This window comes from Mesorhizobium sp. P2_A12, assembly GCF_056405075.1.
The window spans coordinates 423764-448190 of sequence record NZ_JBFUCU010000002.1; the positions used below are offsets into that span (position 1 = coordinate 423764).

The 24427-nt window shown below is 65.2% G+C and carries 30 protein-coding genes and 1 pseudogene; 13 read left to right on the top strand and 18 right to left on the bottom strand.

All coding sequences use genetic code 11. The features are described from left to right. Nucleotides 1-15 precede the first annotated feature (15 nt). On the top strand, nucleotides 16-762 hold the full coding sequence (locus tag AC1DZU_RS06885; RefSeq protein ID WP_477283281.1) for a sulfite exporter TauE/SafE family protein: 747 nt from the start codon (nucleotides 16-18) through the stop codon (nucleotides 760-762). Between the two features lie 10 nt (nucleotides 763-772). On the opposite strand, the gene AC1DZU_RS06890 is transcribed toward AC1DZU_RS06885, so the two are convergent. Then, the gene (locus tag AC1DZU_RS06890; protein WP_477282986.1) at nucleotides 773-1222 is read right to left on the bottom strand and encodes a universal stress protein; all 450 of its coding nucleotides are present in this window, start codon (nucleotides 1220-1222) and stop codon (nucleotides 773-775) included. Between the two features lie 205 nt (nucleotides 1223-1427). On the opposite strand from AC1DZU_RS06890, the gene AC1DZU_RS06895 reads away from it, so the two are divergent. The 3 genes from AC1DZU_RS06895 to AC1DZU_RS06905 all read left to right on the top strand — a co-directional run bounded on the left by AC1DZU_RS06895 (nucleotide 1428) and on the right by AC1DZU_RS06905 (nucleotide 2705). Further along, the gene (locus AC1DZU_RS06895) at nucleotides 1428-2009 is read left to right on the top strand and encodes a histidine phosphatase family protein (RefSeq protein ID WP_477282988.1); all 582 of its coding nucleotides are present in this window, start codon (nucleotides 1428-1430) and stop codon (nucleotides 2007-2009) included. Between the two features lie 193 nt (nucleotides 2010-2202). Then, nucleotides 2203-2346, top strand: a complete 144-nt coding sequence (locus AC1DZU_RS06900) for a hypothetical protein (RefSeq protein ID WP_269907011.1) — start codon at nucleotides 2203-2205, stop codon at nucleotides 2344-2346. 128 nt (nucleotides 2347-2474) lie between these two features. After that, nucleotides 2475-2705, top strand: a complete 231-nt coding sequence (locus tag AC1DZU_RS06905; RefSeq protein ID WP_477282990.1) for a GDCCVxC domain-containing (seleno)protein — start codon at nucleotides 2475-2477, stop codon at nucleotides 2703-2705. A gap of 137 nt (nucleotides 2706-2842) precedes the next feature. On the opposite strand, the gene AC1DZU_RS06910 is transcribed toward AC1DZU_RS06905, so the two are convergent. The 7 genes from AC1DZU_RS06910 to AC1DZU_RS06940 all read right to left on the bottom strand — a co-directional run bounded on the left by AC1DZU_RS06910 (nucleotide 2843) and on the right by AC1DZU_RS06940 (nucleotide 7859). Next, entirely contained in the window at nucleotides 2843-3244 is a 402-nt protein-coding gene (locus AC1DZU_RS06910) for a VOC family protein (RefSeq protein WP_477282992.1), read from the bottom strand. A 76-nt stretch (nucleotides 3245-3320) separates the two neighbouring features. Continuing rightward, complete coding sequence (locus tag AC1DZU_RS06915; RefSeq protein WP_477282994.1) at nucleotides 3321-4367, bottom strand: RNA polymerase subunit sigma-70; 1047 nt, start codon at nucleotides 4365-4367, stop codon at nucleotides 3321-3323. Nucleotides 4368-4409: 42 nt separating this feature from the next. After that, complete coding sequence (locus tag AC1DZU_RS06920; protein ID WP_477282996.1) at nucleotides 4410-5156, bottom strand: SDR family NAD(P)-dependent oxidoreductase; 747 nt, start codon at nucleotides 5154-5156, stop codon at nucleotides 4410-4412. Between the two features lie 133 nt (nucleotides 5157-5289). After that, nucleotides 5290-6081 carry a pseudouridine synthase gene (locus AC1DZU_RS06925; RefSeq protein ID WP_477282998.1) on the bottom strand — a complete coding sequence of 264 codons (792 nt, stop codon included), beginning with the start codon at nucleotides 6079-6081 and terminating at the stop codon, nucleotides 5290-5292. A gap of 137 nt (nucleotides 6082-6218) precedes the next feature. Further along, nucleotides 6219-7043 (bottom strand): alpha/beta fold hydrolase, encoded by an 825-nt coding sequence (locus tag AC1DZU_RS06930; protein WP_477283000.1) that lies wholly within the window; start codon nucleotides 7041-7043, stop codon nucleotides 6219-6221. Next, entirely contained in the window at nucleotides 7033-7527 is a 495-nt protein-coding gene (locus AC1DZU_RS06935; RefSeq protein WP_477283002.1) for an SRPBCC family protein, read from the bottom strand. Before AC1DZU_RS06935 ends, AC1DZU_RS06930 begins: the two co-directional genes overlap by 11 nt. Next, nucleotides 7524-7859: an ArsR/SmtB family transcription factor gene (locus AC1DZU_RS06940; protein WP_477283004.1), complete on the bottom strand. Its 336-nt coding sequence runs from the start codon at nucleotides 7857-7859 to the stop codon at nucleotides 7524-7526. Before AC1DZU_RS06940 ends, AC1DZU_RS06935 begins: the two co-directional genes overlap by 4 nt. 376 nt (nucleotides 7860-8235) lie before the next feature. Between AC1DZU_RS06940 and AC1DZU_RS06945 the strand changes: the two genes are divergently transcribed. From AC1DZU_RS06945 to AC1DZU_RS06960, 4 genes and pseudogenes are all read left to right on the top strand, one after another. After that, nucleotides 8236-9183, top strand: a complete 948-nt coding sequence (locus AC1DZU_RS06945; RefSeq protein ID WP_477283006.1) for a substrate-binding domain-containing protein — start codon at nucleotides 8236-8238, stop codon at nucleotides 9181-9183. 285 nt (nucleotides 9184-9468) lie between these two features. Continuing rightward, nucleotides 9469-9897 (top strand): annotated as a pseudogene (locus tag AC1DZU_RS06950) (ATP-binding cassette domain-containing protein); the annotation flags it as partial. Then, nucleotides 9871-10965 carry a sugar ABC transporter ATP-binding protein gene (locus AC1DZU_RS06955; RefSeq protein WP_477283283.1) on the top strand — a complete coding sequence of 365 codons (1095 nt, stop codon included), beginning with the start codon at nucleotides 9871-9873 and terminating at the stop codon, nucleotides 10963-10965. The pseudogene AC1DZU_RS06950 and the gene AC1DZU_RS06955, both read left to right, overlap by 27 nt. Then, nucleotides 10962-11978, top strand: coding sequence for an ABC transporter permease (locus AC1DZU_RS06960; RefSeq protein ID WP_477283008.1), 1017 nt, complete (start codon nucleotides 10962-10964; stop codon nucleotides 11976-11978). Before AC1DZU_RS06955 ends, AC1DZU_RS06960 begins: the two co-directional genes overlap by 4 nt. A 102-nt stretch (nucleotides 11979-12080) precedes the next feature. Here the strand turns inward: AC1DZU_RS06960 and AC1DZU_RS06965 are convergent, their stop codons facing one another. Beyond that, nucleotides 12081-12449, bottom strand: a complete 369-nt coding sequence (locus tag AC1DZU_RS06965) for a hypothetical protein (protein ID WP_477283010.1) — start codon at nucleotides 12447-12449, stop codon at nucleotides 12081-12083. 186 nt (nucleotides 12450-12635) lie between these two features. Here AC1DZU_RS06965 and AC1DZU_RS06970 point away from each other — a divergent pair, with 186 nt between their 5' ends. Continuing rightward, the gene (locus AC1DZU_RS06970) at nucleotides 12636-12938 is read left to right on the top strand and encodes a hypothetical protein (protein WP_477283012.1); all 303 of its coding nucleotides are present in this window, start codon (nucleotides 12636-12638) and stop codon (nucleotides 12936-12938) included. 28 nt (nucleotides 12939-12966) lie between these two features. Here AC1DZU_RS06970 and AC1DZU_RS06975 read toward each other — a convergent pair whose 3' ends face one another. After that, nucleotides 12967-13671, bottom strand: coding sequence for an XRE family transcriptional regulator (locus tag AC1DZU_RS06975; RefSeq protein ID WP_477283014.1), 705 nt, complete (start codon nucleotides 13669-13671; stop codon nucleotides 12967-12969). Nucleotides 13672-14292: 621 nt separating this feature from the next. Here AC1DZU_RS06975 and AC1DZU_RS06980 point away from each other — a divergent pair. Next, nucleotides 14293-14931 (top strand): GcrA family cell cycle regulator, encoded by a 639-nt coding sequence (locus AC1DZU_RS06980; RefSeq protein WP_477283016.1) that lies wholly within the window; start codon nucleotides 14293-14295, stop codon nucleotides 14929-14931. 179 nt (nucleotides 14932-15110) lie between these two features. Here AC1DZU_RS06980 and AC1DZU_RS06985 read toward each other — a convergent pair whose 3' ends face one another. Beyond that, nucleotides 15111-15419 (bottom strand): DUF982 domain-containing protein, encoded by a 309-nt coding sequence (locus tag AC1DZU_RS06985; protein ID WP_477283285.1) that lies wholly within the window; start codon nucleotides 15417-15419, stop codon nucleotides 15111-15113. A gap of 123 nt (nucleotides 15420-15542) precedes the next feature. Then, nucleotides 15543-15824, bottom strand: coding sequence for a DUF982 domain-containing protein (locus AC1DZU_RS06990; RefSeq protein WP_477283018.1), 282 nt, complete (start codon nucleotides 15822-15824; stop codon nucleotides 15543-15545). Nucleotides 15825-16251: 427 nt separating this feature from the next. Here AC1DZU_RS06990 and AC1DZU_RS06995 point away from each other — a divergent pair, with 427 nt between their 5' ends. Continuing rightward, nucleotides 16252-16854 (top strand): DUF6456 domain-containing protein, encoded by a 603-nt coding sequence (locus tag AC1DZU_RS06995; protein ID WP_477283020.1) that lies wholly within the window; start codon nucleotides 16252-16254, stop codon nucleotides 16852-16854. A 49-nt stretch (nucleotides 16855-16903) separates the two neighbouring features. On the opposite strand, the gene AC1DZU_RS07000 is transcribed toward AC1DZU_RS06995, so the two are convergent. Continuing rightward, nucleotides 16904-17215, bottom strand: a complete 312-nt coding sequence (locus AC1DZU_RS07000; RefSeq protein ID WP_477283022.1) for a hypothetical protein — start codon at nucleotides 17213-17215, stop codon at nucleotides 16904-16906. Between the two features lie 162 nt (nucleotides 17216-17377). Next, on the bottom strand, nucleotides 17378-18271 hold the full coding sequence (locus tag AC1DZU_RS07005; RefSeq protein WP_477283024.1) for a LysR family transcriptional regulator: 894 nt from the start codon (nucleotides 18269-18271) through the stop codon (nucleotides 17378-17380). 134 nt (nucleotides 18272-18405) lie between these two features. On the opposite strand from AC1DZU_RS07005, the gene AC1DZU_RS07010 reads away from it, so the two are divergent. Further along, on the top strand, nucleotides 18406-19155 hold the full coding sequence (locus tag AC1DZU_RS07010; protein WP_477283026.1) for an SDR family NAD(P)-dependent oxidoreductase: 750 nt from the start codon (nucleotides 18406-18408) through the stop codon (nucleotides 19153-19155). A 71-nt stretch (nucleotides 19156-19226) separates the two neighbouring features. On the opposite strand, the gene AC1DZU_RS07015 is transcribed toward AC1DZU_RS07010, so the two are convergent. The 3 genes from AC1DZU_RS07015 to AC1DZU_RS07025 form a co-directional block, all read right to left on the bottom strand. Continuing rightward, a complete protein-coding gene (locus AC1DZU_RS07015) occupies nucleotides 19227-19874 on the bottom strand; it encodes a hypothetical protein (protein WP_477283028.1) in 648 nt (215 codons plus the stop codon). A 132-nt stretch (nucleotides 19875-20006) separates the two neighbouring features. Then, complete coding sequence (locus tag AC1DZU_RS07020; RefSeq protein ID WP_477283030.1) at nucleotides 20007-22046, bottom strand: acyltransferase family protein; 2040 nt, start codon at nucleotides 22044-22046, stop codon at nucleotides 20007-20009. A 179-nt stretch (nucleotides 22047-22225) separates the two neighbouring features. Next, nucleotides 22226-22966, bottom strand: coding sequence for an XRE family transcriptional regulator (locus AC1DZU_RS07025; protein ID WP_477283033.1), 741 nt, complete (start codon nucleotides 22964-22966; stop codon nucleotides 22226-22228). A 94-nt stretch (nucleotides 22967-23060) separates the two neighbouring features. Here AC1DZU_RS07025 and AC1DZU_RS07030 point away from each other — a divergent pair, with 94 nt between their 5' ends. Next, the gene (locus tag AC1DZU_RS07030) at nucleotides 23061-23513 is read left to right on the top strand and encodes a hypothetical protein (protein ID WP_477283035.1); all 453 of its coding nucleotides are present in this window, start codon (nucleotides 23061-23063) and stop codon (nucleotides 23511-23513) included. Here the strand turns inward: AC1DZU_RS07030 and AC1DZU_RS07035 are convergent, their stop codons facing one another. Next, nucleotides 23514-24239: a Crp/Fnr family transcriptional regulator gene (locus tag AC1DZU_RS07035; protein WP_477283037.1), complete on the bottom strand. Its 726-nt coding sequence runs from the start codon at nucleotides 24237-24239 to the stop codon at nucleotides 23514-23516. Nucleotides 24240-24427: the final 188 nt, after the last annotated feature.

The window sequence follows — 24427 nt, forward strand, 5'->3', positions numbered from 1 at the left end:
GAAGGTGCGATCGCGCTGAGCGCCGGTGTTATCACCTGGATCGGTGCGGTCTTTCTCGCCGCTGGCGTGGTCAAGGGCGTCGTCGGCATGGGTTTGCCGACCGTGGCAATGGGGCTGCTGGCGGTGACGATGCCACCGGCGCAGGCCGCCGCCTTGCTGCTGATCCCGTCGCTGGTCACCAACCTCTGGCAATTGTTGACCGGCCCGTCCTTCGGCGGCCTGTGCAAGCGGCTGTGGACGATGATGGCCGGTGTCGTGCTCGGCAGCGTCGCCGGCGCCGGCCTTTTGACCGGCTCGCACACGGGATTTGCCTCGGCGGGGCTGGGCGCGGCGCTGGTGCTTTATGGGCTTGTCGGCCTCGCCAGGGCCGGCTTCACCACGCCGGCGCGGCACGAGGCGTGGGCGTCGCCGCTGGTCGGCGTGGCGACCGGGCTGGTCGCCGGCGCCACTGGCGTCTTCGTCATCCCGGCCGTGCCCTATCTGCAATCGCTGCGGCTGGACAGGGAAGACCTGATCCAGGCGCTCGGCCTGTCCTTCACCGTCTCGACGGCAGCGCTGGCCGTCGGATTGTTCAGAACGGGCGCTTTCGCATCGCCGACGGCGCAACTGGCGGGGTCGGTCGCCGCCCTTGTGCCGGCGCTGGCCGGCATGGTCATCGGCCAGGCGCTGAGCCAACGGATGAGCGTCGAGACCTTCCGCACGGTGTTCTTCGTCGGGCTGCTGGCCCTGGGGGTCTATCTCGCGGGAGAGGTGGTGCTGTAGCCGCGCAGGCTTAGCGCACCACCAGGACCGGGATTTCGGTGAAGGACAGCACCTCCGCCGTCTGGCTTCCCAACAGCAGCCTGCCCAGTCCCCGGCGGCCGTGCGAGGCCATCACGATCAGGTCGCAGCCCTCAGCCCGCGACAGTTCCAGGATCGCCTCGGCGGGCTTCTTGTCCTCGATATGCACCACCTCAGCGCGCACATTGGCGAGGTCCGCCGACGCCTTGCATTTGTCGAGCACGTCATTGGCGTATCGGCGACCGCCTTCCTGATAGGCGACGAATTCATCGCCGGCGGCATAGCCGGCCATGGTGCCGCCCCAGGCGAAGATCGGGAATGGTTCGGTGACGTGGACAAAGGTAACAGTGGCGCCGAGGCGGCTGGCCAGTGCCAGGCCGTGGGCAACGCCCTTGTCGGCCAGTTCCGATCCGTCGGTGGCGATCAGCAAATGTGTGTACATGATGATGTGACCTGTTGCGCAAGGGCCGATGCCCTTGTGGTGGTGAGAGCCTGTAGGGCTACCTTGATATAGTTGCGCCACCGGGCTCGTCACAGGGGCCAGCTTGATGCGGAACAGGGCCAGGCAACCACACACTTTCGCGTCAGCCGGATTCCCCTTTGCCGCGTCCTCCTCTAAGGTGCCGGCGACTTTCAGGGGCATCCATATGAGCAGCGCGTTTCCGCAGATCCATCTGGTCCGCCATGGCGAGACGGCGTGGAGCCTTTCGGGGCAGCACACCGGCCGCACCGACATGCCGCTGACGCCGGCCGGCGAGGCTGCCGCTCGCGGCGTTGCCGAACGGCTGAAGGGCCTGTCGTTTTCAGCCGTCTGGTCGAGCCCGTCGCAGCGTGCCTACAACACCAGCGTGCTGGCCGGCTTCGGCGCAGAGAGCGTCAAGAAGGACGATCTGCAGGAGTGGGACTACGGCGCCTACGAGGGGCTGACGACAAAACAGATCCTGGCCGAGCGCCCGGGCTGGAACGTGTTTCGCGATGGCTGCCCGAAGGGCGAGACGGCGGCCGATGTCGGCGCCCGGGCCGACACGATCATCGCCGCGCTGCGCAAGGCCAATGCCGACATCCTGGTGTTTTCCAGCGCGCATTTCCTGCGCGTGCTGGCGGCGCGCTGGATCGGCCTGCCGCCGGAAGGCGGCGGGCTGTTCGTGCTGGACACCGCAAGCATCAGCGTGCTCGGCCACGAGCACGATCTGACCGAGCCGGTCATCCGCAAATGGAACCAGAAATAGGGGGCGCAGGCGCCAACTGCCAAAGCTGTCCCGCGACCGAATGGTTCGACGTGGCTCAGAAAAGCGCGCGGTGTCGGCTTGCACCTTGATCGACATCGATCCGTTGTCGCATCTCCGATCTCCTATATGCTTAGTGCACGGCATAGGATCGGCCATGGCCTTCACTGTCATATGGTATGGGAAAACAGGCATTGTGGCAAAGACGCCATTCGATGCCGAGAAGGCTGCGAGGGATCACGCCATGGCGACTTTCCCCGCTCGAAAGCTGGAGGACGGCATTGTAGCGGTGGAGGTTCGCAAAGATGACGGCACGGTCGTCTTCAGCAAGGCAGGGTGACAAATAGCTGGCGATTGGACCAAAGGGCCAAAACGCCCGCCGACGTGATCGGCAATGCCATTGTAGTGATCGTGAAGGCTAGTGTCTCAGTTTGAAATTCGCCCCGATCGCAATGCTTCGGAGTGGCAATGAAGCTTGAGAGCACCCTTACTTGCCCTGAGTGCGGACATCAGTCTGTGGAAACGATGCCGACCGACGCCTGTGTTCACTTCTACGAATGCAAAAACTGCAGCGTGCTCTTGAAGCCCTTAGCGGGTGATTGCTGCGTTTTCTGCTCATATGCCGATCTGGCATGCCCGCCGCTTCAGGAAATAGCCGTGACCGCCGCTCCTAACTGCCAGAAGCCTCCGCCGGCTTAGTTGGCAATGCCGTGCGCGTCATGCGCATGATGGAGCGTTGAATTCCAAACTGACCCACTCCCGCAAGGCGCCTCGTTTGCCAAAGGCGCGACAGCATGGAAACCTGGGGCGACCTGCGGCAGGGTCGCCATCGGCAGCTATTTGTCGAATTTCTTGATCGCCTCGGCGGTCACCGGCGTGAAGAAATTCACCAGATTGCCGTCCGGGTCGCGGAACAGCAGCGAGCGGTTGCCCCAGGGCATGGTGGTCGGCTTCTGCACGGTCGCGTCCTTGATGGTGTCGGACAGCCTGGCGAACTCCGCATCGACGTCGCCGACGCGGAATTCGATGATGGCGGTGTGGTTGTCTGCGGGGCGGGCGACGTCGCCGCCGAACAGCTGCAAGGTGCGCGTGCTGCCGATCGCCAGCGTGCAGGCCGGTGTCGCCAGTTCGGCGAAGTCTTCGGTGTAGATCGTCACGGGCATGCCGGTGATCTCGCCGTAGAAGTGCACGAGGCGCTGAACATCCGACGTGATGATGCGGACGGAGACGAAATTCATTGCATGCTCCCTGGTTGCCGGGGCCGCTGCCGGCCCCCGTGCGCAGATATAGACCAGCCCTCCTGACAGCTTCCCGTCAGGAGGGCTGCCAGACCGGCGGCAGGCCGAAGGGAGCAAAAAGGCCGGGGCCGATCGGGCCGACATAGACCGTCAGCGAGGCGATACCGCCGTCGGTCGGCTCGATGACATGCAGCGACTGGGCGCGCCATTCGGAATCCTGGTGGCGCCGCGCATAGATCGCAACCGCGGGCTGGCCGTTGGCGCGGGTGGCGACCGCGTGATAGCCGGCGAAATTGCCCCACACAGTCTTGAAGAAACCGTGGATCGCCTGGCGGCCCTGATACCAGTCCAGCCATGGCGGCATGTGGTAGGTGGCGTCCTCGCGCAGCAGTTCGATGAAGTCGTCGAGGTTGGCCGCCTGCCAGGCCTGCATGTAGCGCTCCAGCAACAGGCCCTCTTCGCTGGTGGGCCGTGACCGCTGCACGGGACGCCCCTGCGGATAGCGGGCCCCAAGCGTTGCGCGGGCCCGCTGCAGGGCGCTGTTGATCGAAGCGGTGGAGCCGCCCAGCAATTGCGCGCTCTCGAGCGCCGACCAGCCCAGCACGTCGCACAGCAAAAGGGCGGCGCGCTGCCTGGGCGGCAAGGACTGGATCGCGGCGACGAAGGCGAGTTGCACCGCTTCGCGGGCCTCGTAGCGCGCTTCCGGGCCGGGTTCGCCGTCGACAAGGTCCGGCAGCTCGGTGTCCGGGTAGGGCTCCAGCCAGGCGAGTTCTGCGGCGGGTCCGGCAGCGGCCCGCCCTTCGCTCGGCGGCCGTCCTGGCTGCTCGACAATGCGATGCGCCGATGACCTCGCCTTGATGGCATTGAGGCAGCTGTTGGTGGCGATCGTGTAGAGCCAGCCGCGCAGCGAGCCGCGGCCGTCGAATTGCGACCGGCTCCGCCAGGCTTTCAGGAACGTGTCCTGGACGAGGTCGTCGGCCTCGTGCAGCGTGCCCATCATCCGGTAGCAGTGCAGCTTGAGTTCGCGGCGGTGGGCCAATGTCAGGCGCTCGAAGGCCAGCCGGTCGAGGGCCGGCTGGCCTTGTTCGCCCATTGGCTCAAGCGGGCCAGGAGCGTCTGTCATGTCGAGCCCATCGTGTTGAATTCGACTGGCATCCTGCGCGCCTCATGCCGCCGCGGCAAGTCCGCTGCCGCTGACGGTGAAGGAGACGCCTTGCAGCGTGCCGCCGGCAAGCGCGACCACGGCGTGTCCGACATCGCCCGGCGTCTGCATGTCGGTCATGCTGGCGAGGAAATCCGCCGGGCTGATGCCGAGATAGGCCGAGATGCCGTCGATGCCGCGCTGGCCGACGCCAGTGTCCGGCATGATCCGCATGGGCACCAGCGCCATGAAGCGCAGGCCAAGGCCGAGCCGGTCGGCTTCCTTCTGGCAATGGGCGGCAAGGAACATCTGCATGCGCTTGGCGCCGGAATAGCCGCCGGAGTTCGGTGGGCCGCCGCTGAGCGCCGCGCCACTGGAGATCAGCACCACCCGGCTACCCGGCTTCAGCCGGCCCTGAAGTGCGGCCTTGCAAAACAGGAACGATGCCTTGACGTCCATGTCCCAGTTCGCGGAGAAGTCATCCCAACTTTGGTCCTGGACCGGCGCCGACGGGGCAAGGGCGCCGGCGCAGATCACCAGTACATCCGGCTCCAACGCGGCGAACACCGCATCGGGCGCGATCTCCTGCGTGGCGTCGACCGCTAGCGTCTTCACCTTGGGTTTCTCCCAGGAGAGCTGCTTCAGATCGGCTGTACCGCGGGCAACGGCGAGCACCGTCGCGCCTTCGCTCAACACGGTTTCGACGATCGCGCGGCCGACACCCCGGCTGCCTCCGACGACGACGACATTCTGACCTTGTAACGATCCCATGGATCACCTCGCTTGTCCGGCGTCTGGACCATTCCAGCGCCTGTAGATCAGGACAGCGCGGGTGAGCGGAAATCATCGGTGGGGGGCAAGAATTTTTTGAGGTCTCGCGGTTGAAGGGGCCTGCACCCGCCACTTACCCCGCCAGCAGCGCCAATTCCTCCGGCGTCAGGTGCCGCGCGGTGCCCTTGGCGAGGTCGCCGAGTTGCAGGCTTCCGATGGCGATGCGGATGAGGCGCAGCACTTCGATGTCATGCGCGGCGAGCAGGCGGCGGATGTGGCGGTTACGGCCCTCGTCGAGCACGATCTCCAGCCACGCGGTGCGGCCGCCGCTGCGCAGAAGCTCGATCACGTTCGTGGTCAGGGTCTCGCCGTCGACGGTCACGCCGGCGAGCAATCTTTCCAGCATCGCGGCGTCGGGTACCGTGCCGATCTGCACGTGGTAGGTCTTGGGCAGATGCGAGGCCGGGTCCATCAGCCGGTTGGCAAACTGGGTGTCGTTGGTCATCAACAGCAAGCCTTCGCTCGCCTTGTCGAGCCGGCCGACCGGCGAGACGAAGGGCAGGTCGAGCCCGTCGAGGCAGGCATAGACGGTGTCGCGCTGTTGCGGGTCGTCGCGGGTTGTGACCAGACCGCGCGGCTTGTTGAGGATGAGATAAACCTTGCGCTCGGCAACCACCGGCCGGTCGTCGACGACGATGCGGTCGCGGTTGAGGTCGACGCGGAGGGCCGCATTGCGCACCACCTTGCCGCCGACGCGTACGCGGCCCTCGGCGATCAGCACCTCGGCCTGCGTGCGCGAGCACAGGCCGAGCTTCGACAAAGCTCGGTTGAGGCTGACGCCAGGCGGTTTGCCAGTGTGCGGCTTGCCAGTGCTAGCGTTGCGGGCAGGTGGCCTGCTGTTGGGCGGTGGTGGTCGTGCTGCCATGCTGCTGCGGATCGGTCCGTTGTGTCAGACAGATGCCATGGGCCACGACGGTTTCGCAAGCCGAATGCGGCGAGGCCCGCTCACATGCGGCGATGGCGGGCTGTCTCCTTCCACGAAGCCATTCTTACCGGACGAGGCTACTCCAGCCCGTTGAAGAAGGCCGTCAGCACCGGTGCGTGCACGGTGGGTTTCAGCATGTGATTCTGGCCGGCCAGCGTCCGGTAGCGGGCATTGGGCAGCGCCTCGGCCAGCGCCTTGTTTCCACGCTGCATCCAGAGCGGGCTCTTGCCGCCATCGGTCACCAGCGTCGGCACGCGCACAGAGGCCCAGCGGGCAGGGTCGAGCATCTTGCCGAGCTGATCGCCGGCGACGATGGCGCCGTCATAGGGCAATGTATGCGCCACCGCCTTGAGTTTGCGCCAGATCGGCGTCAGCCGCATGAAGACAATCAGCAGGCCGGGCATGCCGACCGATCTGAGGAAGGCGGTCACCGCGTCGCCGCGCCGGTCTTCAGCGATCGCGGCCCGGATCTTTGCCCAGTCGCCTTGCGTGGTCTCGCGGCTGTCGTCGACGATCAGCGGCGCTTCGTAGAGCGCCAGCTTGCCGATGCCGGGCAGGCGGCTTGCCGCCATCAGCGCCAGCATGGCACCTGACGACATGCCCCAGACGAAGGCCTCGCCGCCAGCTGCCTGGAGCACGGCCTCGATGTCGTCGATCTCGCGCTCGACCGCGTAGGGCGTGGTGTCACCGCTGTCGCCACGGCCACGGCGGTCATAACGGAACACGGTGAAGCTGGCTTCAAGCGCCCTGGCGAGTTGAAGGCTCGGGCCCATAGTGCGGGAACAAAGCGCGCCGTCGACGAGGATGAGCGGATGGCCCTTGCCGCGGCGCTCGCAGGCGATCGGCGTTCCATCCCGCGACAGGACGGCCTGCGTGGTCGGCTCGGCGTTTTCAGCCAGCATGGGTCGCTCCTATCAGTTGCTCGAGCCGGTCGAAGCTCTGCGTCCAGCCGCCGCGCATGCCGAGTGCCAGCAGGCGCTCGCGGTCGGCGGTGCTGGCCAGCGTCACCTCGAAATGGACGCGGGTTCGCTGCGCATCCGGCGTGAAGGTCACCGTATGGCGGCTTTGCCCCGGCGGCTTGCCGGCCCATTCGCGCAATTCGGGATCCGGCTCGTCGGAATAAACCAGTCGGCTATTCCCCACGATTTCGAGATAGGTCCCCTGGTTGCGGTAGAGCGCACCGCTCGAGGTGCGCATGTCGATGCGCCAGCGGCCGCCGACACGCACGTCCAGCACGCAATGGGGAATGGTGCAGTCCTTGATACCCCACCATTGCGCCACCAGTGCAGGATCCGTCCACAGCCGGAAGACACGCTCGACCGGGGCGTCGAAAGTGCGCTCGATGGCAAAGCTGCGGTCGGCCGTCGAGGTCATGGGCTCGCTCATGCCGGTTTGTCCGCGTCGCGTCGCAACAAGTCCTCCATGCGGTCGAAGCGGCCTTCCCAAAGCTTGCGATAGCCGTCCAGCCAGCGGTCGATGTCGCGCAGCGGCCTGAGTTCGATGCGGCTCAGATGCTTCTGCGCCGACCGGCTGCGGGTGACCAGGCCTGCCTGCTCCAGCACGCCGACATGCTTGGAGATCGCCCGCACGGTCAGCGCGAAAGGTTGCGCCAGTTCGGCGACCGAGGCTTCGCCGTCAAGCAATCGGGCAAGGATGGCGCGGCGCGTCGGATCGGCCAGCGCTGCGAATGTGTCGTCGAGGGAGATCTGGGTTGCCATTTTGGAACCATTTAGTTCTGGAACTATTTGGTTCTATAAAAGACGCCCATTGCCGCGTCAATCGGAAAAACGCTCGCAAACAGAACGCTGGCCGCGAACGGTAAGGCGTTGCCGACCCCAGAAATCCAAAAATCCGACAATTCCGATAATTTGCCCAACAGTTCCGTTCTATCGATTATTGCGTAAACGGATGACCCTGGGTTAGCATCCCGCGCTGACGTCGATGGGAGGCACTTTTCAACAGCGGCGATCAGCTGGAGCTGCACGCGTTTTCGGGCGCACGGAGGATGCTCCAACACTTTGAACCGGCGCATGATCCCTTCCCAAGACCAATCACGGCCTTGGGGATGATGCGTCCCTGTGGAGGAGGAACTCTATGAACAGACGTGAATTCCTGCTGTCGTCCGCGGCCTTTGGCGCCATGATGCTTGCCGCGCCCTCGGTGTTTGCCGAGGACAAGCTCACCATCCTCGGCTCGGTGCCCAATCTCGGCTTCCCGTTCTTCGTGCACATGCTGAACGAGATCAAGGCCGAGGCCGCCGTGCAAGGCGTCAACCTGACCGAGAGCGACGGCCAGAACTCGGCCACCAAGCAGACTGCCGACATCGAGGCGGCGCTGGTGCAGAAGGTCAACGCCATCGTCATCTCGCCGCTCGACGTCAACGCGCTGGCGCCGGCAATCGAGGAAGCGGTCAAGGCCGGTGTTCCCGTGGTGACGATCGACCGCCGCGTCGACGGTGTCGATGGCATTTTGGCCCATGTCGGCGCCGACAACGTCAAGGGCGGCGAGGCGGAGGCCAACGCCATGGTGGCGGCGTTCCCCGATGGCGCCAAGATCTTCCATCTGCAGGGTCAGCCAGGCGCCGGCCCGGCGATCGATCGCAACAAGGGTGTCCACAATGTGCTCGATCCGTTGAAGGACAAGTACCAGGTCGTATTCGAGCAGACCGCCAACTTCGCCCGCGCCGAGGCGCTGTCGGTGACCGAGGCCGGCCTTGCCGCCAACGGCAAGCCGGATGCCATCGTCTGCGCCAATGACGACATGGCGCTCGGCGCCATGGAGGCGTGTGCGGCGCGCAACTTCACCGATGTGAAAATCTACGGCTTCGACGCGCTGCCGGAAGCGCTGGTCGCTGTACGTGACGGCAAGCTCGCCGGCACCGTCGAGCAGTTCCCCGGCGAACAGTCGCGCACGGCGGTACGCATCGCGGTGGCTTACGCCAAGGACAAGACCGAGCCGAAGGAGAAGCTGGTGCTGTTGACGCCAATCGTCATCGGCAAGGACAATCTCGACAAGGCCGAGCGGATTGGCGAGACGAAGTAGTTGGGCAGGTTGCGCACAGATCGCCGAAGCTGGCGCCGCCCCTCATCCGCCTGCCAGCACCTTCTCCCCGTGTAGCGACGGGGAGAAGGGAATCGCTCTGACGCTGGCGACCCCCTCTCCCCGTCTCTATACGGGGAGAGGGTAAGGGTGAGGGGCAGCGCTGACGTTCGATGACTCAGGGAGCAACCATTGCCGTTAGCTGAAGCCGTATCGTCACCGCCCCTCCTGCTTGCCGTCGAGGGCGTCACCAAGCATTTCTCCGGCGTCACCGCGCTGAGCGACGTCTCGCTCGACATCCGGCCGGGCGAAATCCTCGGCCTGCTTGGCGAAAACGGCGCCGGCAAGTCGACGCTGCTCAAGATCCTGTCGGGTGTCATGCCGCCGTCGAGCGGTCGCATCACCTTCGACGGCGCCGACTATCACCCGTCCAGCCCCCAGGATGCCAAGCGGCTAGGCATCGTCACCATCTACCAGGAGCTGAGCCTGATCCCGACTCTGACGGTGGCGGAGAACATCTTTATCGGCCGCGCACCGATCGGTCCGCTCGGGCTGGTCAGCTGGCGCAAGATGGAGGAAGACTCCCGCGCGATCATCGCCCGCGTCGGCCTCTCGATCGATCCGATGACGCCGGTGTCGGCGCTGTCGGTGGCCGAACAGCAGCTGGTCGAAATTGCCCGCGCGCTGTCGCTGGAAAGCCGGCTGATCATCATGGACGAGCCAACCTCGGCGCTCACCGAGACCGAGGTGCAGCGGCTGCTGTCAATCATGGACCGGCTGCGCAGGGACAAGGTCGCCATTATGTTCGTCACCCACCGGCTGGAGGAGGCCTCCGCCATCTGCGACCGCATGACGGTGCTGCGCGACGGCAGGCTGGCCGGGCACCTCGACCGCCAGGGCGGGCCGATCGCGCTGCCGAAGATCATCGAGAAGATGGTCGGCCGCGCCGCATCCGAACTCTATGCGCGGCCGGCGCAGCGCGCGGTCGCCGGCGATGTCGTGCTGTCGGTGCGCGGCCTGCGCACGGTGCGCGACCCCGAGGCGCCGCATGCCATCGTGCTCGACGGCGTCGATATCGATCTCAAGGCCGGCGAAATCCTCGGCGTCGCCGGCCTCGTCGGTTCGGGCCGCACGGAACTGGCGCGCGCCATTTTCGGCGCCGACCGCATCGCGGCGGGCACCATCACGCTCGACGGCAAGCCAATCGCTCCCGCGTCACCGGCGGATGCCATAGCACTCGGCATCGGCTTGGTGCCGGAGGACCGCAAGCACCAGGCGATCTTTGCCGCACTCGGCATCCTGCCGAATTTCTCCGTCGCGTCGCTCGGCACGTTCAGCAACGGCTTGGGTTTCATGGCCGAGCGGCGCGAACGCGACGCGCTTGCCGGTTTTCGCAAGATGCTGTCGATCCGCATGGCCTCGGTCGAACAGGCGATCGAGGGCCTGTCTGGCGGCAACCAGCAGAAGGTGATCCTGGCGCGCTGGCTGGCGCGCGATCCGAAAGTGCTGATCGTCGACGAGCCGACGCGCGGCGTCGATGTCGGCGCCAAGACCGAGGTGCACCAAATCCTGGTGCAGCTTGCGGCGCGCGGCATCGCGGTGATGATGATTTCGTCCGAACTGCCCGAGGTGCTGGCGGTGTCGGACCGCATCGTCACCATGCGCCGAGGGCGCATCACCGGCGAGATGCCGGGGATCGAGGCAAGCGAGGAAAAACTGATGGAACTGATGGCACTCGACAAGCGGGATGCGAACGGGCCGGAAGCAAAGGGGCAGGCACGATGAGCGTGGCGGGAGAGCAGAACCAGCGTAGCGGCATCAACATCGCGCGGCTGCTGATGAGCTTTGGGCCACTGCTGTTCCTGGCCGCACTGGTCGTCGTCTTCACTGTGCTGAAGCCGAGCTTTATCGACCCGATCAACCTGTTCAACATCACGCGCCAGATCTCGATCACCGGCCTGATCGCGCTCGGCATGACCTTCGTCATCCTCACCGCTGGCATCGACCTGTCGGTCGGCTCGCTGCTTGCCTTCTGCGGCATGGTCGCCGCCGTGGTCGCCAAGGGCGGCACCGCCAACACGCTGTCGCTGTCAACCTCAGGCACGCTGGGCTATGGCTGGTTCGCCGCCCTGCTGGCCGCCGTCGTGGTTGGCGCTGCAGCAGGCGGCGTGCAGGGCCTTGCCATCACCAGGCTGAAAGTGCCGCCCTTCGTCGTCACGCTGGGCGGGCTGACGGTGTTTCGCGGGCTGACGCTGACCATTTCCAATGGCGGCCCGATCTCGGGCTTCGACGCTTCGATGCGCTGGTTCGGCACTGGCCTGATCGGACCTGTGCCGGTGCCGGCGCTGATATTCGCAGCCGCCGCCATCCTGTGCCACATCGTGCTGCGCTACACGCGCTACGGCCGCGCCGTCTATGCCGTCGGCGGTAATGCCGAAGCGGCACGGCTGTCGGGCCTGCGCGTCGACCGTATCCTGGTCTCGGTCTATGTCATCGTCGGTTTCTTCGCCGGTCTGGCCGCCTTCGTGCTGTCGGCGCGGCTCAACTCCTCGGAAGCGGTGGCCGGCATCGGCTACGAGCTGACGGTGATCTCGGCCGTGGTCATCGGCGGCACCTCGCTGTTCGGCGGCATCGGCTCGGTCGGCGGCACGGTGGTGGGTGCCGCCCTGATCGGCGTGCTGCAGAACGGGCTGCAGTTCAACAACGTCTCGTCCTACACGCAAAGCATCGTCATCGGCCTGATCCTGATTCTGGCGGTCGCGTTTGACCGCTGGCTGAAGTCGCGGGTGAGAAGATAGTCGCTTGTCCCTCTCGGGGAGAAGGTTGGGTCGGCGCACAGCGCCGAGACGGATGAGGGGTGCTGGACGGATAGGGAGGCAAGGCTATTGGATGCCTGGTCGTCAGGCCGCTTCCAACGCCCATATCCGGTGGCCGTAACGGCGGAAGTAGCGCGCCACGAGGCGCTGCTGTCTGGCTCTGATGAGGTCGGGCAGGCGCCGCTCCTGGCGCCAGCGCGGCATGTTGCGCCAGAAGGCGATGAAGCGGGCGGCGTCCTCGAGGGCTTCTTGCGCCGACAGCGCCGGACCGATCGCCGCCAGGAACAGCGCCTGCGAATGCTTCAGCGCGTCGATGACGGCCTTGCGCCTGACATGATCCTGGCGGGCGCGCTCGATGCCGTTGCGGCGGATCGCCTCGAAAGCTTCGAGCAGAGCAGGGCTGTCGCCGGTGTAACCGCAGGCGCGGGCGAAATCGGCGGCAAGGGCGTCCATCGTCACTCCCGGATACGATGCGGCGGGCGGTTCGCGCCCCGACTCACATTTGCGAGTTGATATAAGCATAACTCAAATAAATGTAGAAGAAAAACTTTTGGAAATCTTTGAGATGGGCGACTCGACTCGCGGCCTAAAACACAGGATTATGCGAACAAATCAGGAACAAAAGACGAGGCAGGGGCGATGGCATTGCCAGGCAAGGAACCAGTGATCGCGCATGTCGCCTCAATATCGGTCGAGTGCGCCGATTGCGGCCGCAACAGATGGTGGCGGCCCGATCAGCTGAAGCGGTTCGGGGTGTCGGGGAATACGTCGCTGGCCGCCCTTTCAGGCCGCATCGTCTGCTCGGCCTGCCGCGCCGACGGGCTGCCGGGCGTGGCCATTTCGATCCAGGCGGCGTTCATCGACGAACGCCAGCGCGTGCGCAGCGAAGCCCGGATGCTGAACGACCGCGAGGCGCCGCTGGAGGGTTCGAGGCGGGCGTGAGGAGAGGGGCGCTGCGGGAGCCGGCGCTCTAATACCCCAGAAGTTCCTTGAGCGGGATGACGCGCCAGACCTGTTTTATGGCGTAGCGGTTGAAGGTCAGCGTCTTCGGCGGATTGTACTGCTCGACCACCAACTCGGCGGTGGTGCGCTTGACCAGCTTCTTGATGAAGGCCTTGCCGTTGCGCTCGTTTTCTTCGGGAAAGGTCTCGATGACGACATGGTCGCCGGGCACCGCCTCGCGGCCGCCGCAATAGATCATGTCGCCCGGTTCGTAACGCGGCACCATGGAATCGGACAGCACGTGCAGCGCAAACACCTTGGGGAGGTTGCGGATGCCGGGCGGACGCTGGACATAGCCGGCCGGCTCGCCGTTCAAGGTGAAATCGCCGTCATCGCCGCCGACGGCAGCGCCCAGCACCGGGATATCCATCGGTCCGGCGGGCGGTGGGCCGGCATCGGTGACGATCTCCACGTCGGCGACCGGGCCGGCATCGTCGAGGAAGACGACCTCGCCCTTGCCCAACGCCACCGGGTCGACGCGCAGGAAGGCGGCGGTCTTCAACAGGTTCTCGGTCTTGGGCAGGTTGCGGCCGGTTTCCCAATTGCCGACGGCCGCGACATCGGTGTCGTTGTGCTCGGCAATGTGGCGCATGACCAGGCCGCGCTGCTTGCGCGCCTGGCGGATCGCCGCCCCGACCTTGATCGACAGTTGCGTTTTTGCCATGGCGCGCATGTGAGCGATGAAAGTGGCTCTCGTCTATGAAAGAATGGCTTGCATATATTTTTGAGTTATGCTTATATACCGACATGCAAAATCTGTCCAGATTCGATGGCGCCGTGGCGCCGGCCTCGCATGAGGCGCACCCGGCGGTCACCACCGTCAGCCATTCCCTTCCGTCCCGGCCATCCTCCCCGGCCGGGGTGAAGCCCGAGGCGCCTTGCCTGATTGCATCGGCCTCGGATCCGGTCCGCCCGTCACCGGCGACCGGAACGGCCGGAGCCGCCGCTCCCAGCGGCTCCGGCCCCCCATTCGATCGAGATGGCCCTGGCCCGGGTTCTGCCGGTCCAGCAGGCCGGTCATGCATCCGCACGCAGGACGGCACTGTCATCCTGCTCGACGCGCTGACGGGTAGGGCGGTTTCCGCCTCCGACAGAAAAATTGCCGAGGCACGGCTTTCACGCCTCGCTCACCCGGCCAGGCGGCGGGCCCGCGCAGCCTGAGGCGAACCGGCGCCAGCCGGCCCCGAACAGGACAACCCTGACTGCGGCCCGGCCAACCGGGGCGAACCCCTGACGCTTGCCTGACGTCGGGCAGCCGAAGGCAAAACTTTGGAACTTTGGATGGAGCCCTGAGATGGCAAGCTACACCGACGCCGAATTGCAAGAGATCGCCCGCTGGCTGAAGGACGGGCTTTCCGCCTCGAAGATCGCGGCGGCTTTCACTGCGCTGTGCGGCGCGCGCGTGTCACGCAACGCCATCATCGGCATCGTGCACCGCAACGCCATGTTGGACGCGATCGGCTTTGCCAGTGGCAAGCGGCTGCCAGCCGGCAAACGCAAGGCGAGCAAGCGGGCGAATGGAACGGGCATAGCCATCGCCAAGGTGGCCGCCAGCACGATCGACATCGCGCGCGTCACCGGCGTCGCCAGCATGCCGGTCCGGCCGAAGCGCGAGCCGCCACGACTGTTGGTGCGCGGGGGTGTGCTGGTGGCCGACGGCGAAGCCTATCGCCTGGAGGTGCCGCTGCCGCAGCGGGCGGGTCTCGGCCGCCAGCCGCATGGCGTGGCGATGCGCTTCATAGACTGCCTATTCGGCCGCTGCCGCGCGCCGCTGGACCTGACGCTGGAAGAAGATCCTGAAAACGATGCGCCGGGCAGCCGGCCTGGCACAGACATGGTGTGTTGCGGCATGCGCACCAAGGCGCTGAAAAGCTATTGCCCCTACCACCAGGCCCGCTTTCGCCGCCGCGTTTTTGAGGCGGAGGCGGGTTAGCATTCCTTCTCCCCGTTTACGGGGGAGAAGGTGCCGGCAGGCGGATGAGGGGGGGCGCTGACGTGGCGGGATTGAAAATAGACATGACCTTCAAGCATCCGACCGAAGCGCTGGCGCCGCCCTTCATTGCCCTGGCGGGCATTTCACCGCGTGAACGGGGAGAAAGAAACCTCCTCGCCCTATTTCGGTATCTGCCGGCCTTGCTTGGGCATGCGGCTTTGCACGGTCCTTGTCTCGAGCGTCATGGCCGGTCCGCCTTCGGCCTCCAGGATGTCGGCCACCCTGGCAAAGCCGGTGAACACTTTCATGGCGTCGGATTCGGAAATCTGCGCTGCGATGGCAGCGCTGCAGGCGTTGAGGGCGCTGCGGTAGACATGGCCGCGCCGCTCGAGCGGCCAGCGCTGCAGGAAGTCGGCGGCGTCGTTGACGCAGTCGATCTCTTCGGTCTGCCCGTCGATCCGCACCTTGAGCGGCACTCCGGTCTTCATCGTACCCACGGCGTTCACCTTCACTCTGCGCGGGGCTGGAAACCCCGCTCTTATCAACGCGCCACGCTGGCTGGCGGTTGCATCACATTTTCGGCCCGGCCCTGCCCACCAACCTCACAACCCTCACGGGCTGACCACGGCGTCCAGCCAGGCATGGGCGCGGCTTCTTGGCCTGGCCACCAATATATTCTGTTGCCCAGCCGCCCTGGTGAGGGCGTCGAAAGCGATGCGCTGGCTGCAAGTGCCGTCCACGGCCAGGGCGACGAGCCTGGCCGCCTCGACATAGCCAGGTGCTGTCTTGTCTGGCCATTGCTGCCTGAGCGCGTCGGCGGCCTCGGCCACCGAGCCGACCAACATGGTTCTGCTGTCGCAAAAGCGCAGCGTAACCGGCATGAAAGCTGTCATACGCAAACCTCCCCTTGGTATGGACGCGACATAACGTGGAAAATTCGCGCTGGTTCCATTAGTCCTGACGCGGATATGGCCGCAGTCTCGGCAAGGCGTGGTTTTGCCCCTCCAACGCAGCTCTGCGTCGAGCTGTTCGAAACGCCGCGCCATCTGCGAGCTGCTGGCCGGAAGGGCGGCGCTTCAGAAATTTGGTTCCTCGCCCCACGGAGTGGGGAGAGGTGGCTTGGCGTAGCCGAGACGGAGAGGGGGGCAACCTCCGCGCAGTCAATACCGGCTGAGGATAGGGCACTCAACCATGATCCGCCGCGCTGCCGCCCTCCGTCTCGGGCTTCGCCCGAGCCACCTCTCCCCCGCTCTGCGGGGGCGAGGAACCCAGGTTCCGCGCGGCCCAACCCAATCCCAACACCCCAACCAGGAGCCTCCCGTGAGCAAGAGAACCAGAGCCGCAAGACCGCAGGCGCCAAAACTGCCGAAGGGCGAGGCCGAGCAGGTGCGCATCCGCCATGAGATCGGCCACGATTTCGCGCTGAAGGACGACGACTTCGGCCGCAAGCGGCTGGCCGCGGGCACTCTGGAGGCGAGCCGCGTGTACGAGGTGTCGAATGACGGCTACACCTCCACCGGCGGCATCGTGCGGGTGCGCAATGTGGATCCGCTGCTGGGCATTACCTCGCTGTCGCGCCAGCAGCGCGAGGCTGGCCTGCGCTACCGCGAGGAATTCCGCTGCAGCCAGCAGGCCAGCGTGAAGCCGATGCGCTGGAGCGAGCGCGTCGACGGCGGTCGGCACGGCGGCGGCATCGCCGACAGCGTGCTCGATGCCGGCCGGACGCATGCCGCCGCCACCAGGGTGCTATGCCATTGGGAGGTGGCCGCTGTGGTGCAGAAAGTCTGCTGCGCCGGCGGCTCGATCAAGAGCCTGGCCGAGCAGACCGGCGAGGGGCGGGATGTGGTGACGAAGTTCTTGAAGGTCGGACTGGACCTGCTGGCGGTGCACTATGGGATGATGGTGGGGAGAAGGGTCGGGTGACAGGCGACCCGACCGGCAATGCCGGCCGGATCAGTCTTCCCGGATCAGGTCATCCGCAGACGCGTATTTCCTCGATGATCCTGTGGTGATGGCGCCAGTGCTTGACCAGTTCGATGTGGCAACGGTGGTGCCGGTGGTAATAACGCGGCCTGTAGCCGTTGTCGTAGGACTCGTCCTGGTAGTAGCGGCGATAGGCGTAGCGATCGCCGTAGTCACCATAACCATTGTAATAGCCGTTGCCGTAATAGTCGTCGGCATAGCCGCCGATGCCGATCGTGATGCGACTACCGGCATCCGCGGGAGCGATCATCGCCGCCGCCGAAGCAATGGCGATAACCGAAGCAAGCAGGAGCTTCTTCATGGCTACCTCCTTTTCAAGGTTAGCCTAATATAACCCCCGAGGCGCGGCCCCGTTCCATAGATTTGTAAGATGAGACGAACAATGCGGACACTGAGGGCGCCATGCCGGGCGACATGTCAGGAATTTTATAGGCGATTGCCCTGCCGTAAACGGGAGAGGGAACTACCTTCCCAACCTCCCCATCTGCCGTGCCAAAAACTCCACGAACAGCCTTGCCCGCACCGGCAGTTGCCGGCCGAAAGCGTGCACGATGTGGACCGGCATGGTTGGCATCGGCACCTCCGGCAGGAGGCGCACCAGGCGGGCGGTGTCGAGGTCATCTTGTACGGCGACTTGCATGAGGTGAGCAATGCCGGCGCCGGAAAGTGCTGCGTTGCGGATGGCGCCGCCGTCGTCGGTGTCGAAGAGGCCGTCGGGCACGATTTGCGTGCCGTCGGCGAAGGCGATGGGCCGCGGGCGGCCGGCCGAGACATAGCGGACGAAATCGTGGCGTCGCAGATCGTCGATCGAGGCTGGAAAGCCTCTACGCTGGAGATAGGCGGGAGCGGCCACCAACACGATCGGCAGGCTGGCGATGCGCCGCGCCGTGAGCCCGGCATCGGCCAGCGCGCCCATGCGCACCGCCACGTCATAGTTCTCGCGGATCAGGTCGGCGTGGCGGTCCGTGACGCTGAGTTCCAGCTTCACTTCCGGTTGCTCGGCCAGAAACAGCTGCACCCATGAAGCGATGAGGCCGCGGCCGAGCTCGACCGGGGCGGTGACGCGCAGCAGCCCGCGCGCTGTGCCGGTGCTCTGGACGATGTCCTGCGCATCGTCGAGCGCCCGCAGCAGCGGCGCCACGCGCTCGTAGTAGGCGATGCCTTCGCTGGTCAGCCCCAGCCGGCGCGTCGAGCGCTGGATGAGTTTTGCGCCGAGCCGCCGCTCCAGCTTCGCCACGCTCTTCGACACCGCCGACGGGCTGGAGCCGATCAGCCGGCTGGCGGCCTGGAACGAGCCGGCATCCACCGTGCGCACGAAGGCGACGAGGCCGGCGGTCTTTTCGAGAATGGTGGTCATGGTGGCATCATCGCATGTCGAGAAGAAACAGATTACGGAATTCCAGGCAAGAAAGAACGGCATTCCGATAATCTAATACGCTTTTTAGGCGCGCTTAAATACCGCTGATCGTCAGGATCACAAGGAGAGAATGGATGAGCAGTCTGAACGGCAAGGTCGCCATCGTCACCGGCGCATCGAAGGGCATTGGAGCAGCCATCGCCAAGGGGCTGGCGGCGGCGGGCGCGGCTGTGGTGGTCAACTATGCCTCATCGCGGGAAGGGGCCGAGCGCGTCGTGGCCGCCATCGCGGATGCCGGCGGCCGGGCGGTCGCAGTCAAGGGCGATGTCGCGCAGGCGGCCGACGTGCGCGGCCTGTTCGAAGCGGCAAAGTCCTCGTTCGGCGGCGTCGACATCCTGGTCAACAATGCCGGCGTGTTCCAGTTCGAGCCGCTGGATGCGGTGACAGAGGCCGAGTTCCACCGCGAATTCGACACCAATGTACTGGGCGTCGTGCTGACCATCCAGGAAGCGGTGAAGCATTTCGGGCCGGCTGGCGGCAGCATCATCAACATCAGCTCGGTCGCCAGTTCCAATCCGCAGCCCAATTCGCTGGTCTATGCCGCCACCAAGGCGGCGGTGGATTCGATCACGCTGTCGATGGCGCGTGAACTCGGCGCTCGCCATATCCGCGTCAATGCGATCGCACCGGGCGGTGTCGACACCGAAGGGCTGCAGCGCGTCGGCATCGTTGGCAGCGAACACGAAAAGGCGCTGGTGGCGATCACCCCGCTCGGCCGCTTCGGCCAGCCGGATGACATTGCGAAGGTGGCGGTGTTTCTGGCCTCCGACGAGGCGGGCTGGGTGACGGGCGAGCGGATTGTGGCGTCAGGTGGGTGGCGGTAGGGGGCGGATATACCGCAAGCACGGGGCCGGCAGCGGTGGCCGCCAGCGGCAAAAGAGTGCAGCGTGCGTTATCAACCCGCCAACGCCTTCAAATACTCTTGGCCAGAACAGTTCTTCATGTCGAAATAGGGCCCAGGGGAGGTGTTCCCGCCCTTGGGCAAAGCTGCAATGCTGTTCAGTTCGCAGCGCTGGTCGATGTCGCCGAAGCGGCTATCGGCGCCGAATGCTTCCAGGTAGGTCTGCTTTTCCGTCTCGTCATGTTGGTCGCCGTCGTGGATCATGAAGTGCACCATCACCTGACCAGCGACGATCGTCACCTCGAAATGATGCGTGGTGAAATAGACCCTGACGTCGCGGCCCTTCCACATGTCGCGCTTCAGAAATTCCGAGGGTCTGGTCGAGCCGGTGAAGCCATCCATTGAAACCGCAAGCTCCTGGCCGAAAGTGTGGACTTCGTGTTCAAGCATGTCTGCATGCTCGAACTGAAACATATGCATCGCATGCGGCGCGTCCGGATAGAACTCCACCTCCAATGCCGGATTGAGCCAGCGAGTCGTGTCGCCATAGATCCAGTAGAGCGGATAGGCTTCGACGTTCTTGGTCATCCAGTGCTGTGGGGGGCCGAGCAGGGCGGCGACCTGCAGCAGGTTAAGATCGGCGGAAAGCGGCCCCAGCGTGCCAGTCGAGAGGAAATGCTCGAAGGAAACGAGATGACGCATGACCTGGCTCCAGAAGGACAGTCCTCAGCTAGCGGTGTAGCTGGCGAAGATCAATTGGGCGAGGATTACCTATCTCTGGATTCTGGAGCGCGAGGCACCGATCGCCGTTCTGCGCGGACTGCTTCGCCGCTCTCAAAACAACGCCCGCTCCAGCGGCCCCTCCAGCGTCTCGGCAAACGCGGTGGCGAGGTGGTGGCGGTCGCGGAAGGCGAGCTTGCCGCCGATGAAGACTTGGCAGGAGGTGCGGCCGCAGAAGCGGTCGGTGAGGTCGACATAGAGCGTGTCGGGCACGCTGGTCACGATGGCGCGCTCGGCGGCGGCAGCAGTGTCATTGGCGGCCTCGGCCCTTGGCGTGTCGCAGTGCGGCGACGGCGCCTCGCGCCACCACAGCGCGCGCGCCACGCAGGAGTCGGCGAAGCTTGCGTTGATCGGGGTGTCGCGGATCACCGCGGCCTCGACGCCGGCCCGGCTGAACGCCTGCAAGGTCGAGCGCAGGCCGGCCTGCCAGCGCGCGGTCTCGGCGGTGCGGCTGGCGGCGGGCATGTCACGCGTCAGATTGCCGATGGAGAATTCCGAGATCACCACCAGGCGCGGCTTGCGGGCGATGATGTCCGATATGGCCTGCTCGCGCCAGGCGTCGCATTCGGTGTAGTCGCGCTTCAGCACGGTGTTGAAGGTGGAGAGCCGCGAGGCGCGACACGATGATTTGAGATAGGTGACCACCCTGGTGTCGTTGCGCCTGGCCGCCTCGATCAGCGGCGTCGACCAGTGGTCGGCATGCGAATCGCCGAACAGCACGATGGTGTGGGCGGCGTCAGCGGCGCCGAATACGCAGGGTTTGGGCGTCACCGTGTGGAAGTCGAGCAGGCAACTCTTGTCGACAGCGCGCGCGATGGAGGGTTGTTCGGCCGCCTGCTCGATGCCGCGCTGCTCAGGGTCGATGTTGCGCTGGGCCAGATGCGCATTGGCATAGGCCATCGCCACGCCGGCACCGGTCAGCGCCAGCGCGGGAGCGAGCGCAATTGCAGGAAAAATGAGACGCGCTTTTCCGTCTGGAATTGCGCTGAGATAAGGAACCCTGGCGCCCACCGTCAGCCAGCCGGCGCGCCGTCCGGGGTTCTCGACCAGGCGATAGGTGAACACCGACAGCGCCAAAGCCAGCGCGCCGCAACCGAGGCGCTGCAGCGCACTGAGATCCGGCACCAGCATCTGGGCATAAACGATGACCGGCCAGTGCCAGAGATAGAGCGAATAGGAGAGCGCGCCGATCCATTGCAGGGGCCGCAGCGACAGGGCGGCGGTCGGGCCAAGGGTGAGCCGGTTGGTCCGCCCGTTGGCCCGCTTTCCGGTCTGCTCCGCGCCAACCCCGCTCAACAGCACCAGCACCGTGCCGGCAAGCGGCAGCAGCGCATAATAGCCGGGAAAGGGCAGGTCCTCGCTCAGCCACAGGTAGGCCGCCGCGATCAGCGCCAGGCCGATCCAGCCAAGTGCAGCCCGCAGCCACGGACGGTGCAGCAGGAAAGTCATTGGGACCAGCGTCGCCAGGCCGCCGGCTGCGAACTCCCAGGCGCGCAGCGGCGAGAAATAGAAGGCCCAGGCTGGCGCTGCCCTGGTCAACCAGGCGCAGGCGGCGAAGGAAGCGAGGCCGGCCGCGCCAATCACGGCCACCGCCGTTCGCCGGCCCGGACGCAGCCAGGCGCCCAGCAGAAGCAGCGCCGGCCAGGCCAGGTAGAACTGCTCCTCGACAGACAGCGACCAGAAGTGGATGAAGGGATTGCTGGTGGCGTCAGTGGCGAAATAGTCGAACGACCAGCGCAGCAGCCACAGATTGATGGTGTAGGCGGAGGCGAACATGGCGCCGCGCGAATAGAGCGCCTGCTCCTGCGGCGCCAGGATGAAATAGCCGGCGGCAAGCGTGGCCAGGATGACGAACAGTGCCGCCGGCAAAAGGCGCCGCGCGCGCCTGGCATAGAAGCGCACGAGGTCGAGCCTGCCGGTGTCGCCGATCTCCTGCATGAGATGGGTGGTGATCAGCCAGCCGGAAATGACGAAAAAGATGTCAGCGCCGGCAAAGCCGCCGGGCAGAGCGGAGAGGCCGAAATGATAGGCGACGACACCGCCGACGGCGAGCGCGCGCAATCCCTGTATGTCCGGCCGGAACGATGCTGCCACGACGGCTCCTTCGTGCAAGCCCAGCGCTTGGCCCACCTCTTGGCCCAGCCCGTCGCAAGTGTCGGCCGGGCAGGCTGACACCGCAATGCAACATATCTTTCGCAGTGCAACATGGCGGAAAAAGGGAGGCGCCCTTCCACCGGCAGCGCCGCATCGTCTGTTGTTCCGGATCTCTTGCGTCAGGCCTCGCGCGCGAGGCTGGCCACCAGATGATCGACGTCGGGGTCATCGAGCCTGACGATGTGAGCCATCCTTATCGCCTGTCTCAGGCTGATCCTGGTGACGTCCCGCCGCATGATGACCGACACGAAGGCTGGCCCTGATTCCGTCAGGACGATGGCCCTGCCGACCAGGACCGGCTCCGAGATCGGGGCCCATTGCACGGCCATGATCGACGGCTCGCCGGTCGGGCGGCTGTTGATGCCGCTGAAATAGATCCAGTTCAGGCGCGAGATCACCACGCCGTAGTGGTTGCCGGGCGCCCGTGCTCCGCCCTGGCTGTCGCCTGGAGCCCACCGCGTCACGCGCCTGAAGGTGACCAGCTCGGTCTCACGCTGCACGAAGGTGATCGAGCGCATCAGAAGGTCGGGGCGGCCGGGGACCGAAAAATAGGTGAAATAGGTGCCACCGGCGATGGCCGGCGAGGGGGGATGCACCATGGTCTCATACAGTCTCTGGCGTAGCGATGCGTGGCTGTCGCTGGCTGCCGCGGCAGCGGGCTCGCGATACAGATCGTTCTCGTCGATCTTGAAGAAGCCGCAGATCAGCCTGGCGGTGGCTTTGTTCGGAATGGCCTGGCCTTGCAGATAGCGCTCGAACTGGGTGCGGTTGATGCCAAGCTCACGGCACACCGCGCTCACGGAAGCGTGGCGTTGCACCAGCCGCCTGAGGTTGGCGGCGAGATTCTCGCGAATTGGCACGACATCGCCCCCCGCGACGTACGGAGCGCTTATCAAAGCGATAGCTTATATTTCTCAACCTCGCATGCCGCAATGGCCTCGCGAAGAGGGACCTTTGGCCAATAGCGCGGCCGGCTGCGAGCTGGAAACTGTACGTTTTCGACAATCCGCCTATGCAAGCCAGGCAAATGGGCGTATTTCAAAAAGCCAAGAGCGACCTGGATCGGCCACTCGACATCCTATGATGGAGGGCGGTTTGGATCACACCGGCCTGGTCGAGCTTCTGGACTATACGCAGACGCAATTGAGCAAGATACGCCAGGCGGTCGCCGCCAGCGATCACGTCGGCGACATGTTCGCCATAGATTGCCTTGTCGGAGCGGCGGCCGAACAGACGAAATGCAAGCTCGCGAGCCTGGAGCATGCAGGCTTACCGATCGGCAGAGATGGGCCAATCGGCAGAGAGGGGCCGATGAGCCGGAACAGCGCGGCGGATGCCTATGAAGTCGGTGCGACGCGGCCCGGCAAAGCGACGTCATCGGGCAAGCCGTCGGTACGGCGCCCTTGATCAGTCGGCATCGATCTCGCCGACCAGCCTGACATATTCGGCCTCGGCTTCGCCGTAACTGCCATTGGCGAGTTCTTCCAGCCCGGCGCGGTCGCGGATGACGATTTCGCCGCGGCGCGAGCGGATCAGCGCGCGGCCTTCCAGCAACTGGAGGGCAACGGTGACGCCTGGCCGCCGAACGCCAAGCATGATGGCCAGGAATTCGTGCGTGATGGACAGGGTCTCGCCAGGCACCCGGTCGTCGCACATGAGCAGCCACCGCGCCAGCCGTTCCTCGAGCTTCAGCCTCGCGTTGACGAGCGCAGTGCAGCCGGCCTGGGTCTGCAGCGCGTTGACGAAGCGCAGCAGGAACATTCGCAAGGTCGCACTGGCCGCAAGGGCCGCATTGAAAGGGCCGGCTTCGATGCGTATGGCCTCGCCTTCAAGCTGCACATAGCAGGCATGCACCGCACGGTCGTCGCCCATCACCAGGGAAGATCCCGTCATGCCTTCGAAGCCGATGAAGCCCACTTCGGCCTCGTGGCCGCTGGTCGTGCTGGCGACCACCGAGCCGATGCCCCGTTCGATGAAGTAGACGGCCTCGATCGGAGTATTGGGGCTCACCAATATCTGGCGCAAAGGCAGGTCGCAGCGCTGCATATGGGGCTCGAGCAGCGCCAAGTCATCCGCCGGCATGCGCCGCAGCAGTTGATTTCGGTATTGATGGTTTTTATCAGGATCGGTCATGGCGCGGCCCAATACAGGGCAAGAGCCATCCCATCTCCCAGCCGTCCGCGCCCCGTATCAACGTGCCGACGATAGCCCGTATATAGGGAGTTTGAACGAAAAAACCTAGGAATGCGGTATGAATTTCGATGCACGGCGGCCCCCACCACCGTTCGCATACGAAAAGATCGACCTGAACGTTAGTGTCG

Excerpts from the sequence above, each read along its gene's own strand:
- AC1DZU_RS06890 (WP_477282986.1), bottom strand. The coding sequence starts at position 1,222 with ATGTACACACATTTGCTGATCGCCACCGACGGATCGGAACTGGCCGAC.
- AC1DZU_RS06895 (WP_477282988.1), top strand. The coding sequence starts at position 1,428 with ATGAGCAGCGCGTTTCCGCAGATCCATCTGGTCCGCCATGGCGAGACG.
- AC1DZU_RS06905 (WP_477282990.1), top strand. The coding sequence starts at position 2,475 with ATGAAGCTTGAGAGCACCCTTACTTGCCCTGAGTGCGGACATCAGTCT.
- AC1DZU_RS06910 (WP_477282992.1), bottom strand. The coding sequence starts at position 3,244 with ATGAATTTCGTCTCCGTCCGCATCATCACGTCGGATGTTCAGCGCCTC.
- AC1DZU_RS06915 (WP_477282994.1), bottom strand. The coding sequence starts at position 4,367 with ATGACAGACGCTCCTGGCCCGCTTGAGCCAATGGGCGAACAAGGCCAG.
- AC1DZU_RS06920 (WP_477282996.1), bottom strand. The coding sequence starts at position 5,156 with ATGGGATCGTTACAAGGTCAGAATGTCGTCGTCGTCGGAGGCAGCCGG.
- AC1DZU_RS06925 (WP_477282998.1), bottom strand. The coding sequence starts at position 6,081 with ATGGCAGCACGACCACCACCGCCCAACAGCAGGCCACCTGCCCGCAAC.
- AC1DZU_RS06930 (WP_477283000.1), bottom strand. The coding sequence starts at position 7,043 with ATGCTGGCTGAAAACGCCGAGCCGACCACGCAGGCCGTCCTGTCGCGG.
- AC1DZU_RS06935 (WP_477283002.1), bottom strand. The coding sequence starts at position 7,527 with ATGAGCGAGCCCATGACCTCGACGGCCGACCGCAGCTTTGCCATCGAG.
- AC1DZU_RS06940 (WP_477283004.1), bottom strand. The coding sequence starts at position 7,859 with ATGGCAACCCAGATCTCCCTCGACGACACATTCGCAGCGCTGGCCGAT.
- AC1DZU_RS06945 (WP_477283006.1), top strand. The coding sequence starts at position 8,236 with ATGAACAGACGTGAATTCCTGCTGTCGTCCGCGGCCTTTGGCGCCATG.
- AC1DZU_RS06960 (WP_477283008.1), top strand. The coding sequence starts at position 10,962 with ATGAGCGTGGCGGGAGAGCAGAACCAGCGTAGCGGCATCAACATCGCG.
- AC1DZU_RS06965 (WP_477283010.1), bottom strand. The coding sequence starts at position 12,449 with ATGGACGCCCTTGCCGCCGATTTCGCCCGCGCCTGCGGTTACACCGGC.
- AC1DZU_RS06970 (WP_477283012.1), top strand. The coding sequence starts at position 12,636 with ATGGCATTGCCAGGCAAGGAACCAGTGATCGCGCATGTCGCCTCAATA.
- AC1DZU_RS06975 (WP_477283014.1), bottom strand. The coding sequence starts at position 13,671 with ATGCGCGCCATGGCAAAAACGCAACTGTCGATCAAGGTCGGGGCGGCG.
- AC1DZU_RS06980 (WP_477283016.1), top strand. The coding sequence starts at position 14,293 with ATGGCAAGCTACACCGACGCCGAATTGCAAGAGATCGCCCGCTGGCTG.
- AC1DZU_RS06985 (WP_477283285.1), bottom strand. The coding sequence starts at position 15,419 with ATGAAGACCGGAGTGCCGCTCAAGGTGCGGATCGACGGGCAGACCGAA.
- AC1DZU_RS06990 (WP_477283018.1), bottom strand. The coding sequence starts at position 15,824 with ATGACAGCTTTCATGCCGGTTACGCTGCGCTTTTGCGACAGCAGAACC.
- AC1DZU_RS07000 (WP_477283022.1), bottom strand. The coding sequence starts at position 17,215 with ATGAAGAAGCTCCTGCTTGCTTCGGTTATCGCCATTGCTTCGGCGGCG.
- AC1DZU_RS07005 (WP_477283024.1), bottom strand. The coding sequence starts at position 18,271 with ATGACCACCATTCTCGAAAAGACCGCCGGCCTCGTCGCCTTCGTGCGC.
- AC1DZU_RS07010 (WP_477283026.1), top strand. The coding sequence starts at position 18,406 with ATGAGCAGTCTGAACGGCAAGGTCGCCATCGTCACCGGCGCATCGAAG.
- AC1DZU_RS07015 (WP_477283028.1), bottom strand. The coding sequence starts at position 19,874 with ATGCGTCATCTCGTTTCCTTCGAGCATTTCCTCTCGACTGGCACGCTG.
- AC1DZU_RS07035 (WP_477283037.1), bottom strand. The coding sequence starts at position 24,239 with ATGACCGATCCTGATAAAAACCATCAATACCGAAATCAACTGCTGCGG.